This window comes from Chitinophaga alhagiae (assembly GCF_003568665.1).
GTDB classification, from domain to species: Bacteria; Bacteroidota; Bacteroidia; order Chitinophagales; family Chitinophagaceae; genus Chitinophaga; species Chitinophaga alhagiae.
Genome location: NZ_QXMH01000002.1, coordinates 541,012 through 554,449 on the forward strand (window position 1 = coordinate 541,012; position 13,438 = coordinate 554,449).

Consider the following 13,438-nt stretch of genomic DNA (forward strand, 5'->3'; position numbering starts at 1 on the left):
ATGGCGAACGGGAAAAAAATAGCGAAAAGGATATTCAAAGGCTTTTTATACTTCATGGGCTTTCTGGCGCTGCTGCTGGCAGGTCTTTTCATATACCTCTACATCGTGGCCCGCATGCCGCCGCCGGAAGTGGCGGATAAAGGCGCCCTGGCCTGGCAGCGCCGTGCGCTGGACAGTACGGCCTTTACCCTCGGCAACAACTGGTTCCGCAAAAGCCGCAGCGGCCTGTACGAAATGTATGTGGAAGGCAAGCCTTTTGAGCGGGGAGTAGTGTACGGCAAGCTGGCGGCGGAACTGGTGCAGCGGCAGGAAGATCATTTTACCGAACAGATCGGTAAAATGGTGCCTTCAAAAAGTTACCAGCATTTCCTGAAATACCTCATTGGCTGGTTCAACCGGCATATGGACGAGAACGTGCCGGAAGAATATAAAGAAGAGATCTACGGCGTGTCCTTTGCCGCGTCAGACAAATATGGTTACATCGGCTCCAATTACCAGCGCATCATGAACTACCATGCCGCGCACGACATTGGCCATGCCCTGCAAAACCTGGCGCTGGTGGGCTGTACCTCCTTCGGCACCTGGAACGGGCGGTCTGCGGACAGCAGCCTCATCATAGGCCGCAACTTCGACTTTTACGTGGGAGACAAGTTTGCGGAAGACAAGATAGTGGCCTTTTACCGCCCGGAGAAAGGGCATCCCTTCATGATGATCACCTGGGGCGGCTTTACCGGCGTGGTGAGCGGTATGAACACGGAAGGCCTCACCGTTACCATCAACGCCGCCAGGTCAGACATCCCTTCCGGCTCCGCCACGCCCGTATCCCTTGTAGCGCGGGAAATACTGCAGTACGCAAAAAATATTGAAGAGGCGTACGCCATAGCGCAGCGGCGCAAAATGTTCGTGTCGGAATCTTTCCTGGTAGGCTCCGCTAAAGACAACCGCGCGGCCATCATAGAGAAAACGCCGGAGCAACTGGCCCTGTACGATCCCAAAGGAGACGAAATATCCTGCGCCAACCACTTCCAGAGCAACAGCCTGGGCGCCTCCGCTTCCAACCAGGCGCAGTTGGCGGAAAGCGCATCGCCCTACCGTTACAAGCGCCTGCAGCAACTGCTGGAGCGCAACGGGAAAAACACGGTGGCCAAAACAGTGGCCATTCTACGGGACCAGAAGGGGTTGAACGATGCAGACATCGGCATGGGCAATGAAAAAGCCCTCAACCAGCTGATCGCCCACCACTCCGTGGTATTTGCGCCGCAGGAGCTGAAGGTATGGGTATCTACCGCCCCCTGGCAACTGGGCGAGTTTGTAGCGTATGACCTGCATAAGATATTTGCCATGAAGGGCCTGCCCGCTGATAGGGAGGTGTGTGACAGTGCTGCCATCATTCCCGCGGACACATTTTTGCAAACGGACAATTACCGGAAATTCGTAGATTTCAGGCGCTGGAAGGCCGCTTTTATGGACAAGCAGCCGGTGAACGTGGAGCAGATGGTGGCAGACAACCCGCAGTACTACCACGCTTATGTAATGGCGGGAGACTACCTGTACCGGCAAAAGCAATACGCACGGGCTAAAACATATTACCAGCAGGCGCTTGCAAAAGAAATTGCCACCAAAGCGGAAAAAGACCATGTGCTGGAACGCATGGCGGCATGTGATAAAAAACAATGACAGGCATAGGCACCGATATTGTGGAAGTAGACCGGATAGCCTCCAAAATACAGAAGGGGCAAGGCTTCCGGGAGCTGGTGTTTTCACCGGCGGAGATAGCCTATTGTGAAAAACAGGCAGATGCCTACCAGAGCTACGCCGCCCGCTTTGCCGCCAAAGAGGCTTTTTTGAAAGCGCTGGGCACGGGCTGGGGCGGAAGCGGCATGCAGTTTAATGAAATAGAGATCAGGAACAACGAGGCCGGCAAGCCGGAAATTCACCTCAGCGGGAACGCGGCCGGCCGGCTGGAAGGGCGGCAGGTGCTGGTATCCCTTTCTCATGTGAAAACCATGGCCATGGCCACCGTTGTGATCCTGTAAGCCATACAATATGTACATACCAGATATAGAACTCCAGTCTGCCGCGGCCATCAGCCAGTTCCAGGCAAAAGAGCTGCAGCACCTGCTGGGCTACCTCCGGCAGTTTTCTCCCTTTTACAAGGAATGGTTTGCCCGCCACGGGGTGGATACAGACCAGGTACGCAGCATTGAAGACCTGCAAAGCATTCCTACCGTAGGTAAAGAAGAGCTGCAGGAGCGGAACTGGGATTTTCTCTGTGTAGACAAAAGCAAAATAGCGGAATATACCACCACCTCCGGTACCCTGGGCCGGCCCGTGATCATCCCCCTCACGGAAAAAGACCTGCACCGCCTCACGTACAACGAGTTCATTTCCTTCAGCTGCGCCGGCGGTACAGACAAAGACATTTACCAGCTGATGCTCACGCTTGACCGGCAGTTCATGGCCGGCATGGCCTATTACGCCGGCATCCGCAGGCTGGGCGCGGGCGTGCTGCGCGTGGGGCCGGGCGTGCCCTCGCTGCAATGGGAAAACATCCGGCGCATTCAGCCTACCACCATTGTGGCCGTGCCCTCCTTCATTCTCAAGCTCATTGCCTTTGCGGAAGAGCATGGCATAGACATCAATGCATCGTCTGTCAAAAAAGCCGTATGCATTGGCGAGAACATCAGGAACATAGATTTTTCCTACAATGTGCTGGGCAAAAAAATTACAGACAAGTGGAACATCCAGCTTTTTTCCACCTATGCCTCCACGGAAATGCAGACCGCGTTCACGGAGTGCAAGGCGGGCAAGGGCGGCCATCACCACCCGGAGCTGCTCATTGTAGAGCTGCTGAACGAGCAGGGCCACCCCGTGCCCCCGGGAGCGGCAGGGGAGGTGACCATCACCACCCTGGGCGTGGAAGCCATGCCCCTGCTGCGTTACAGAACAGGAGATATCTGCCAGTATATTGAAGCGCCCTGCAGCTGCGGCCGGCAGACCATCCGCCTTTCTCCCGTAATTGGGCGGCGCCGGCAGATGATCAAATACAAGGGCACCACGCTGTACCCGCCCGCGCTGTACGACCTGCTGAGTGAAATGGAAGAAGTGAAAGAGTTTATTGTGGAAGTATTTTCCAACGAAATAGGCACGGACGAAATATTACTGCACCTTAGCCCGGCGGAAGAATCAGAAGAAACAGACCGCAAAATAAAATCTTACCTGCAGGCCAAACTCCGCGTGATCCCCCAGGTGAAATACTGCAGCATGCAGGAAATACTGAAAATGCAATTCCCAGAAGGGAGCCGCAAGCCGGTGAAGTTTGTGGATAACAGGGGAAGTTAAAAACGGCCTCCCGCTAACCGATGATGCCTGTGGGTACGGGAAGCAGCGCTGAATACGCTACCAGCTGCTGGCATTTATAGGGAATCAGAAGCTGAACCCCGCCGTCGCATTCGGGTTGTCTATTTTGGTGCTTTGCCGCTTGTTGTTCACAATGGCATGTATCATATGGCTCTGCGTGGCATGCTCTTTATACAGCATATCATTCCGCAGGTCCAGCTTTTTAACGTCAGGCACGCCGGCAATTTCCAGGAAGCACCAGGTGGCGTCTTCCTCAATGCGGTACCCGAGGTAACGCAGGGAAAGGGGCTTGCCGTCTGCCTTGATCTGCAAATGCCGGCCAATGTATTGGGCAATCATGGTATCTACGGCGGGCCTGTTTTGGGGCCGTACAATATCAAAACTTGTGCTGTAGTGTTTTTTTAGTGCGTTCTCCAGGTCGTCAGAAAAGATGCGGCAACTGATTTCCAGGGTCTTGCGCGGGGCGTTGTGCCGTATTTCCGTTACGCTCAGGTAAAAGGGGTGTACTGCGCTTATCCATAGCGGCAAAAACCATTTGCATAATAATAAACCCATTTACCCTAAAAATTTTTATTATTAACTTTCCTTGATTATCATTACGAAGTTACAAAAATCTAGACCATGCAGGAGTTCAGCTTGTATTTCCAGGAAGGCTGGCAACATATTCTTGACCTGAACGGGTACGATCATATACTTTTTGTGATGGCCCTTTGCGCCATCTACCTGGTGAACGACTGGAAAAAAGTGCTCATACTGGTTACTGCTTTCACCGTGGGGCATTCCATCACCCTGGCGCTGAGCGTGCTCAACGTGATACGGGTGCCTTCGGCGCTCATCGAGTTCCTGATACCGGTTACCATTGTGATCACCGCGTTCAGCAACATATTGCGGAAACCGCAGTCTGCGGGCAGCATGCAGCTGAACTATTTTTTCGCCCTCTTTTTCGGCCTGATTCACGGCATGGGCTTTTCCAACTACCTGAAGAGCATGCTGGGCTCGCAGACCAATATCGTACAGCCCTTGCTGGCCTTTAACCTGGGGCTGGAGTTCGGGCAGATCATCATTGTGATCATTGTGCTGCTGCTGGCCCAGTTGCTGGTGAACTTCACTACGGTGAAGCGGCGAGACTGGACGATGTTTGTCTCTGCCGCCATCTTCGGCATTGCCCTCATGATGAGTATTGAAAGAATGAAAATCTTAATGGATTGAGTATGAAACAAAAGATCCTGCTCTGCCTGCTGACGGCAGCCCCTTTGCTGCTGCAGGCGCAGAACCCGGGTTCCAACCATGGCAACCGTTTTGAACAGTTGGGGTACCTGCTGGCAGACCCCAACATGTACCGCTCCGCCTCCGGGGTGCCGGGGCCCAAATACTGGCAGCAGCGGGCGGATTATGATATCAGTGCCGAGCTGGACGATGAAAAGCAGCGCCTCACCGGCTCCGAGACCATCACTTATTATAATAATTCCCCTGACCCGCTGACCTACCTCTGGCTGCAGCTGGACGAGAATGAGCACAACCCGAAAAGCGATAACAACAGTTTTGACGGTAGCCGGATGTCTGACAGGATGAGCAGCCGCCAGGTCAATGGCATATTGGGCCTGGAGCCTGGCAAAGGCGTGAACATCACCAAGGTGACAGACGCCGCGGGCAAGGCGCTGCCTTACACCATCAACCAGACCATGATGCGCATTGATCTGCCCAAAACACTGATGCCGGGAGAAAAGATACGTTTCAATGTAGACTGGTGGTATAATATTGCAGACCGCATGACCTATGGCGGCCGCGGCGGTTTTGAGTATTTCCCGGAAGACGGCAACTACCTCTATACCATCACCCAGTGGTACCCGCGCATGGCCGTGTATTCAGACTTCCAGGGCTGGCAGAACAAACAGTTCACCGGCCGAGGGGAGTTTGCCCTCACCTTCGGCAATTTCAAAGTACGCATGACGGTGCCGGCAGATCATATTGTAGGCGCTACCGGGGAATGCCGCAACTATAAGGAAGTATTAACGCCCGCGCAGTTCCAGCGCTGGCAGCAGGCGCAAAATGCCAGCGAGCCGCTGGAGGTTGTGCCCCTGGCGGAAGCGCAGCAGGCCATGAAAAGCAAGGCCGGCGGCAAAAAAACATGGGTGTATGAAGCGGAGAACGTGCGTGACTTTGCCTGGACCTCCAGCCGCCGCCTTGTTTGGGACGCCATGGCCACCAACATTGAAGGTAAAAAGGTAATGGCCATGAGCTACTACGGCCAGGAGGCTTATCCCCTCTACCGCCGTTATTCCACCAAAGCGGTGGCCCACACGCTGCGGGTATATTCCAAACACACTATTCCCTATCCCTACCCGGTGGCCATTTCCGTAGAGGCGGCCAACGGTATGGAATATCCCATGATCTGCTTCAACTACGGCCGCGCGGAGAAAGACGGCACCTATTCCGAGGCTACAAAATACGGCGCTATCAGCGTGATCATTCATGAGGTGGGCCACAACTTCTTCCCCATGATCGTGAACTCTGACGAGCGCCAGTGGACCTGGATGGACGAAGGCCTGAATACCTTCTGCCAGTTTCTGGCGGAGCAGGAGTGGGACAACAACTATCCCTCCCGCCGCGGCCCCGCGCATAAGATCACAGAGTACATGAGCCTGCCGAAAGACCAGCTGGAGCCCATCATGAGCAATTCAGAGAATATCACGCAATTTGGCCCCAATGCGTACGCCAAGCCGGCTACCGCGCTGAACATACTGCGGGAAACGGTAATGGGCCGCGAGCTGTTTGATTACGCGTTCAAGGAATACGCCCGCCGCTGGGCCTTCAGGCACCCCACGCCCACAGACCTTTTCCGCACCATGGAAGACGCCTCTGCCGTAGACCTGGACTGGTTCTGGCGCGGCTGGTTCTTTGGCACGGAGCCGGTAGATATTTCGCTGGACAGTGTGAAGTGGTACCGCATGGACACCCGGGACCCCGCCGTGGAAAACAAACTTTCAAAAGCCGCTGAAGAAAAAGACGCCAAACATATTGCGCAGGCCCGCAACCGCGAAAAGGGCGTAAAGTTTGCCGTAGAGCAGGATACCAGCCTGCAGGATTTTTATAACAAGTGGGACCGCTATGCCGTAACACCAGACCAGCAGGAGGCTTTCGGGAAAATGCAGGCGTCTCTCAGCCCGGAAGAAAAGCGGCTGTATGAAAGCAAAAAGAACTTTTACGAACTGCATTTCAGGAACGTGGGCGGTAACGTAATGCCGCTCATCATTGAGTGGACGTTTGCAGACGGTACAAAAGAAATAGACCGCATCTCCGCCTACATCTGGCGGCATGATGAATATAACGTGACGAAGGTTTTTGCGAAAGACAAACAGGTAACCGCCATCCGGCTGGACCCGTACCGCGAAACAGCCGATATAGACGAGGGCAATAACGCCTGGCCAAGGGAAGCCACGCCGTCCAAGTTTGAACTGTTCCAGCGGGAAATGCGGGCGCGGGGCACGTCTACCGGCGGCAACCCCATGCAGCAGGCGCAGCAGCGGTAATAATGCTACGCATCATGATAAAAAAATTAAAACCGGCGCAGGGCGTACTGCGCCGGTTTTTTATGCCGGTGGTTTGAGAATGGGCTTCAAGGTTTTTTGTCCTTCCCTTTTTTATCCCTTCCCGCGTCTCTCAGCGCTTTGGCAATGACCCATTCCATTTGCCCGTTCACGCTGCGGAACTCGTCTGCCGCCCAGCGCTCCAGCGCTTCGTAGGTGGCCTGGTCTATTCTCAGTACAAAACTTTTTTTCTCCTTGCCGCTCATGCTGTTATTGATATAAAGACCCGGTGTTCAATACAGGCGTAGCCGCTTTCTCACCACACAATACCACCATCAGGTTGCTCACCATGGCGGCTTTCCGCTCTTCGTCCAGCGTTACGATCTGTTTGCGGGACAGGTGCTCGAGCGCCATTTCCACCATGCCCACGGCGCCTTCCACAATTTTGGAGCGGGCCGCTACAATGGCGGTGGCCTGCTGGCGTTGCAGCATGGCGCCGGCTATTTCAGGGGCGTAGGCCAGGTGGCTGATGCGCGCTTCCTTTACAGTGATGCCCGCGGCGGCCAGGCGCTCGTTCAGCTCCAGCTCCAGCAGCTCGTTCACCTTGTCACCGCCATCGCGCAGCGTAATTTCGGCGTTCTCGTCTTCCAGGCGCTCATAAGGGCAACTGGTGGCCAGGTGGCGTACCGCCGCTTCACTTTGCACCTGCACATATTGCTGGTAGCCTTCTACCTCAAAGGCAGCCTTGTAGGTATCGCTTACCTGCCATACAATAACGGCGGCTATTTCTATAGGGTTGCCCATTTTGTCGTTCACCTTCAGGGTTTGCCCGTTCAGGTTGTTGGCCCGCAGTGAAATTTTCTGTGTGCCGAACAGCGGGTTCACCCATAAAAGGCCGTTCTGCTTGATGCTGCCTACGTATTTCCCGAAAAAGGTCAGCACCAGGGAATGGTTGGGGTTCACGATCTTGATGCCTTTGGCGGTGAATACAAAGGTGATGAAGAGGAGGGCGGCTATTATTGACCAGCCACCGTTCCCCTGTACGGCATTATAAAAAGCGAGTATGCCGAAGAGGCCGATGAGAATGCAGAGCACAAAGGCCAGGTAGCCGCTCATGGGTTTATTGATCTTTTCCATCTGATATCAATTTGATATCAAATATAATCATCTTCCAGGAATAAAAAAATAGCTTAGTGTACGTGTTACGCTAATTAATATTGGGGATTTGCTGCGTAAAAAAGTTTTAATTTTAGATGGAATCGTTATTTTCATCCCCGTTTAACCGGCAAATAACACGTTAGAAGAATACAGGAATTACAGCGCAGTCACCGCCATTTTATCAACCGCATCTTTGTATGTTCAACAGTTTTTCTGACGAGCAACTGCTATCCCTTCTGAAAGATAGCAACACTACGGCGTTCAATACTATTTACGACCGGTACAGCCGCCCTTTGTACCTTTACATTCTCAGCAAAACAGACCGTGGGGAAACCAGCAAGGACCTGTTGCAGGACCTCTTTACTACGCTTTGGGAAAAGCGCTGCCAGCTTGACGTCCAGCAATCGCTCCGTTCTTATCTTTACCAGAGCGTGCGTTACAAGATCATAGACCTGTACCGCAAAGACGCTACTTACCGCAAATACCTGCAACAGTTGATAGAACATTTTGACGCGCAGCCGCACAGCGTATCAGAAACGTATGACTACAAGGCCAAGGCCACGGAAGTATTCGAGGCCATTAACCGCCTGCCTGCCAAAATGAAAGAGATCTTTATGCTGAGCCGCTTCGAGAACCTTAGCATTGAACAGATTGCCACCCGGCTGGACCTTTCCCAGCAAACGGTAAAAAACCAGATATCAAAAGCCCTGAAAATACTCCGCAGCCATTACACCCAAACAGACCTGCTGGCGCTGGCCGTTTTACTCTCTGTTATTTAGCAGCAGCGTTCTTTGCTATTAATTATCAACGCCTTTCGAAATTTTTTAAGCCCAATGGTACTTTTCTGTTGTTGAAACGACTCCTTTATGTCAACAACAAAAACTTACCACAGTGGATATTGAACAGATCAAAAAAGTATTGGAACGGTACACCCAGGGCAAGTGTACGGAAGAAGAAATACGGATCATTGAGCAATGGTTTGACAGTGTGAACCGGCACCGTTCCGCTGTGATCGAAGATGATTTTCTGAAGGCGCAGCTGGAAGAAGTGCGCTCGCGCATTCATGAACAGATAACGACACCGGTGGTGGAAATGCCTGCCAGGCGCAGGCCCTGGCGCAGATGGCTGTATACCGGCGCAGCCGCCATGCTGGCCGGCATTATTATGTTTTCCCTGGTAAACAAGCAGGGGCCTGCCGCTCCTTCCGGCACCCCCGGCCATCTGGCCGTACGGTCTGCTGTGGTAAAAACCAACAAGGTGATCAGGAATGGCTACGTAGAGATTTCCACCACCAAAGGCACTACAGAAAAGATCGTACTGGCCGATGGGACCACCATCAGCCTCAACGCCTCATCCCGTTTGCGGTACCCGGAAAAGTTCGGGCCTTCGCAGCGCAATGTTTACCTGGATGAGGGGGAGGCCTTTTTCAAGGTTGGCACTGACCCGGCCCGGCCGTTCATTGTGCATTCCGGAGATGTGGCCACCACCGCGCTGGGTACTTCCTTCAACATCCGCGCCTACTCCCGCGAAGAGAAAATTACCGTGGCTCTCATTACCGGCAAGGTGAAAGTAGACCATGCCCAGAAACCCAAACCGGTGATACTGCTGCCCAGCGAACGGGTGAGCATAGACCGCGAGTCTGCGCTGATGGCTAAAACCACGTTTGACCGGGAAGATGATGTGGTTGGCTGGAAGCAAGGCTTCATGGTGTTCAAAGACGCATCGTACAAAGAGGTGGTGGCGGAAATAGAAAACCGATACAACGTAACGGTGATCAACGAAAGCGGCAAGAACGAGTGGCGGTATACCGGCTTCTTCAAAGACGAAAATCTCCAGGATATTATCGAAACCATTTGTTTGACCAAAAACATCCACTACAGCATTGAGAACGATACAATTTTCCTAAAAAGCAAAAACTAGATGTATGAAAAAATGCCTACGCCTGATTTCCCTGGTATTACTTGCATCTGGCATTGCGCTGGCGGCTCCTTACACCGCCAGTGCCAATGCCGGGTCGCAGGACACTAAAAACGTCAGTATCACCATCCAGGTCAAGAACAAGAACATGGAGGATGTGTTTACTGAAATTTCCACGAAAACGGGCTTTAGTTTCCATTACGACAAATCCGATCTGAACCTCCGGAAGAAGGTAACCCTGAACTGTGTGAAGCTGCCTGTAGACGAGGTGCTTCAGCAACTGTCAGAACAAACCGGACTGAAATTTACAAGAAAAAACAATAAGATCATAGTGAACCCGGAAACCCATACCGGCGGCTCCTTAACTGCCGTAAACCTGGTAAACGCGGCCCCGCTGGCAGACAAGGAGGTAAGCGGCACCGTGCGGGACAGCAGGGGCGCCGCCCTCCCTGGCGTAACCGTGATGGTCAAAAACACCAACCGCGGCACCCAAACAGCCGCCAACGGCGCTTATGTGCTCAGTGTCAACCCCGGAGACGTACTGGTATTCCGTTTTTTGGGGTTTACCACCCGGGAAATAGCGGTAGGCCCAGGTGATGTATATGACGTGGTGCTGGAAGAAAGCGCCCGCTCCCTGAGCGAGTTTGTAGTAACGGCACTGGGCATCGAAAAAAAATCCAAAGAGCTGACCTATTCCACGCAGCAGCTGACCAACAGTGACCTCAGCCGCGTTAAGGACGCCAACGTGATCAACAGCCTGGCGGGCAAGGCCGCGGGCGTTACCATCAGCAGAAGCGCCTCCGGCCTGGGCGGCACGGCCCGCGTGATCATGCGGGGCAACAAATCCACCCGGGAAAACCAGCCGCTGTACGTAATAGACGGGGTGCCTATGGCCAACTTTTCCCCGTCGCAGCCGGCCAACGTGTACGGGCAGTCTTCAGACATACAGTCTGGCGCCGGCCGGGACGGCGGTGATGGCATCTCCAATATCAACCCTGATGATATTGAGACCATCAACATTCTGAAAGGCGCTTCCGCCGCCGCCCTTTACGGCAGCCAGGCGGCTAACGGCGTGATCGTTATCACCACTAAAAAAGGGCGCGCCGGCAGAACGCGCATCGATTTTTCTTCGGATGCCACCTGGGAGTCTGTGCTCAAAAAGCCAGACATGCAATACCGCTACGCACAATCCCCTTCCACGTCAGAACCGGGCAGCAACCAGAGCTGGGGCCCAAAAACAAGCGTGAAAGACCACACCAAAGATTTCTTTAACACCGGGGCTACCTATACCAACAGCCTGGCGCTCAGCGGCGGCAATGAAATAGCGCAGTCTTACTTTTCCTATTCCAATACCAGCAGCAAAGGCATTATACCCACCGCCAAATTCAACCGCCACACGTTCAACTTCCGCGAAACGCTGAAGCTGCTGAACGACAAACTGACGGCAGACGCCAACATCACCTTCGTTACCCAGAAAGCGCATAACAGGCCCGGCAGCGGTTTTTATTTCAACCCGCTCACCGGCCTCTACCTGTTGCCCCGCGGCATCGATTTTAATACTTACAAGCACAATTACACCTATTTTTCCACCAGCCGCAATACAGACCTGCAAAACTGGTGGAACATCAATCACGATAAGAACTGGCAGGGTGACCCCGAGCAGCAGAACCCTTACTGGATACTCCACCGCAATGAGCGCGATGAAAGGAGAGACAGGGCCATGGCCTCCCTTTCCCTCCGTTACCAGTTGCTGGACTGGCTGAGTGTACAGGCACGCGGCAGCTTTGACAAGAGTTATGACGAATATGAACTGAAGGCCCACGCCAGCACCCAGTCTTCCCTGGCGCCCTCCAACGGCCGCTACACCCTGGAGCGCGAGTTCAATACGCAACTGTATGGAGACCTGATATTCACCGCCAATAAAAAGCTCAGCGAGCAATTGAGCCTCACGGCCAACCTGGGTACCAGCATCACCGATCTCAGAACAAGAGACAGGAACCTGACAGACGTGAACTTCAACTCCGAGCCCGGCCTCATTTACCCGAATAAGTTCCAGCTTACCAATATTGATCCCCGCTCGCTTACACAATTGCAGGGCGTAGACAGGCGGCAGCTGCAGGCGTTGTTCGGCAATGCGCAGCTGGGTTTTAAAGATTTCCTGTTCCTCGACCTCACGGGGCGGAACGACTGGTCAAGCACCATGGCATTTACCCCCGTGGCCGGCAAAGGTTTCTTCTACTATTCTGCGGGCATTACCGGTGTGATCAGCGAAATGGCGAAACTGCCCGAAGTGATCAGCTTTGCCAAAGTGCGTTTCTCCTACGCCAGGGTAGGGAACGATATTGCCCCTTACAGCTCCAACCAGCCTGACTTTACCGTGCGCATTGTAGGCGGCGCGCCGCAATTGCTGGTCAACACCCGCGGCCCCTTCCCGGGTACCTACCTGAAGCCGGAAGACAACCGCTCGCTGGAAGCAGGGCTGGATGTTCGTTTCTTTAACGACCGCCTGTCTCTCGACCTTACGTTCTACAAGAACAACAACTACCGCCAGTACTTTGAAATACCGGTATCCGGCGGGGCGGACGATAATATCAAGACCAACTTCGTGAACCTCGGCAACATCCAGAACAAGGGGATAGAAGGCATGCTCACCGTGGTGCCTGTAAAAACCAAAGCCGTTACCTGGACGTCCAACATCAACTTTGCCGCCAACCAGAACCGGGTGGTAAAACTATCTGACGAGAACATAGACGGCGCGGACGCTTCCAACCGTTTCACCCTGACGGAGTTCGGCTCCAATATGTACGGCTCTTTCATACAGGAAGGCGGCCAGTGGGGCGATATTTATACCAACCGCCATCTGCGTTACACGCACGACGGGGCGCTGATCGTAGACGCGGACGGCAAACCGCTTGACAGTACCAGCGGCTTTTACAACATCGGCAATCCCAATCCCAGGTTCAACCTCGGCTGGAATAACACGATTGATTTCAGGAACTTCTCATTGAGCTTTTTGATAGACGGCCGCTTTGGCGGCAAGGTAATGAGCATGACGCAGGCCGTGCTGGACCAGTACGGTGTAAGCGAGGCCACCGCTGAAGCGCGTGATGCGGGCGGTGTGAACGTACGGGCGGTGTATGAAGACGGCAAGCCGGCCGGCACGCTGGATGCCAGGCAATACTACCAGGCCGTGAGCGGCCGCGCCGGTGTGGGTGGCCTGTACATGTACAGCGCTACCAATATCCGCCTGCGCGAACTGGCCATCAGCTACAAAATACCCGTCAGGTCAAAAGTGGTGCGCCACCTGCAGGTGGGCCTGATAGGGCGTAACCTGCTTTTCTTCAAGAACGATGCGCCGTTTGACCCTGAGGTGAGCGCCGGTGGAGATAACCGTTTGCAGGGCATAGACGTGTTCGGCCAGCCCGCTACCCGCAGCGTAGGGGCCAGTTTGAAAGTAGGCTTCTAAAACATGATCA

The 13,438-nt window shown here is 53.8% G+C and carries 11 protein-coding genes; 8 read left to right on the forward strand and 3 right to left on the reverse strand.

Translation table 11 applies throughout. The features are described from left to right. From D3A97_RS13175 to flxY, 3 genes are read left to right on the forward strand one after another with little or no spacing between them, the layout of a single operon-like run. Positions 1 to 1,677, forward strand: coding sequence for a C45 family peptidase (locus D3A97_RS13175; RefSeq protein WP_119078953.1), 1,677 nt, complete (start codon positions 1 to 3; stop codon positions 1,675 to 1,677). After that, the gene (gene acpS / locus D3A97_RS13180) at positions 1,674 to 2,036 is read left to right on the forward strand and encodes a holo-ACP synthase (protein WP_119078954.1); all 363 of its coding nucleotides are present in this window, start codon (positions 1,674 to 1,676) and stop codon (positions 2,034 to 2,036) included. The genes D3A97_RS13175 and acpS overlap by 4 nt, the downstream gene beginning before the upstream one ends. A gap of 10 nt (positions 2,037 to 2,046) precedes the next feature. Beyond that, positions 2,047 to 3,342: a flexirubin biosynthesis putative acyl-CoA ligase FlxY gene (gene flxY / locus D3A97_RS13185; RefSeq protein ID WP_119078955.1), complete on the forward strand. Its 1,296-nt coding sequence runs from the start codon at positions 2,047 to 2,049 to the stop codon at positions 3,340 to 3,342. A gap of 84 nt (positions 3,343 to 3,426) precedes the next feature. Here the strand turns inward: flxY and D3A97_RS13190 are convergent, their stop codons facing one another. Continuing rightward, positions 3,427 to 3,915 carry a DUF6702 family protein gene (locus tag D3A97_RS13190; RefSeq protein WP_119078956.1) on the reverse strand — a complete coding sequence of 163 codons (489 nt, stop codon included), beginning with the start codon at positions 3,913 to 3,915 and terminating at the stop codon, positions 3,427 to 3,429. Between the two features lie 66 nt (positions 3,916 to 3,981). Here D3A97_RS13190 and D3A97_RS13195 point away from each other — a divergent pair, with 66 nt between their 5' ends. Both D3A97_RS13195 and D3A97_RS13200 read left to right on the forward strand, forming a co-directional pair. After that, positions 3,982 to 4,569, forward strand: a complete 588-nt coding sequence (locus D3A97_RS13195) for a HupE/UreJ family protein (protein ID WP_119078957.1) — start codon at positions 3,982 to 3,984, stop codon at positions 4,567 to 4,569. A gap of 2 nt (positions 4,570 to 4,571) precedes the next feature. After that, positions 4,572 to 6,890: a M1 family metallopeptidase gene (locus D3A97_RS13200; RefSeq protein ID WP_119078958.1), complete on the forward strand. Its 2,319-nt coding sequence runs from the start codon at positions 4,572 to 4,574 to the stop codon at positions 6,888 to 6,890. A gap of 86 nt (positions 6,891 to 6,976) precedes the next feature. Here the strand turns inward: D3A97_RS13200 and D3A97_RS25035 are convergent, their stop codons facing one another. Further along, positions 6,977 to 7,153, reverse strand: coding sequence for a type II toxin-antitoxin system antitoxin (locus tag D3A97_RS25035; protein WP_198673982.1), 177 nt, complete (start codon positions 7,151 to 7,153; stop codon positions 6,977 to 6,979). 4 nt (positions 7,154 to 7,157) lie between these two features. Beyond that, positions 7,158 to 8,024: an SPFH domain-containing protein gene (locus D3A97_RS13205; protein WP_119078959.1), complete on the reverse strand. Its 867-nt coding sequence runs from the start codon at positions 8,022 to 8,024 to the stop codon at positions 7,158 to 7,160. A gap of 218 nt (positions 8,025 to 8,242) precedes the next feature. Here D3A97_RS13205 and D3A97_RS13210 point away from each other — a divergent pair, with 218 nt between their 5' ends. The 3 genes from D3A97_RS13210 to D3A97_RS13220 all read left to right on the forward strand — a co-directional run bounded on the left by D3A97_RS13210 (position 8,243) and on the right by D3A97_RS13220 (position 13,428). After that, positions 8,243 to 8,824 (forward strand): RNA polymerase sigma factor, encoded by a 582-nt coding sequence (locus tag D3A97_RS13210; RefSeq protein ID WP_119078960.1) that lies wholly within the window; start codon positions 8,243 to 8,245, stop codon positions 8,822 to 8,824. A gap of 112 nt (positions 8,825 to 8,936) precedes the next feature. Further along, positions 8,937 to 9,965, forward strand: coding sequence for a FecR family protein (locus tag D3A97_RS13215; RefSeq protein WP_119078961.1), 1,029 nt, complete (start codon positions 8,937 to 8,939; stop codon positions 9,963 to 9,965). Positions 9,966 to 9,969: 4 nt separating this feature from the next. Then, positions 9,970 to 13,428, forward strand: a complete 3,459-nt coding sequence (locus D3A97_RS13220; protein ID WP_119078962.1) for a SusC/RagA family TonB-linked outer membrane protein — start codon at positions 9,970 to 9,972, stop codon at positions 13,426 to 13,428. Positions 13,429 to 13,438 lie beyond the last annotated feature (10 nt).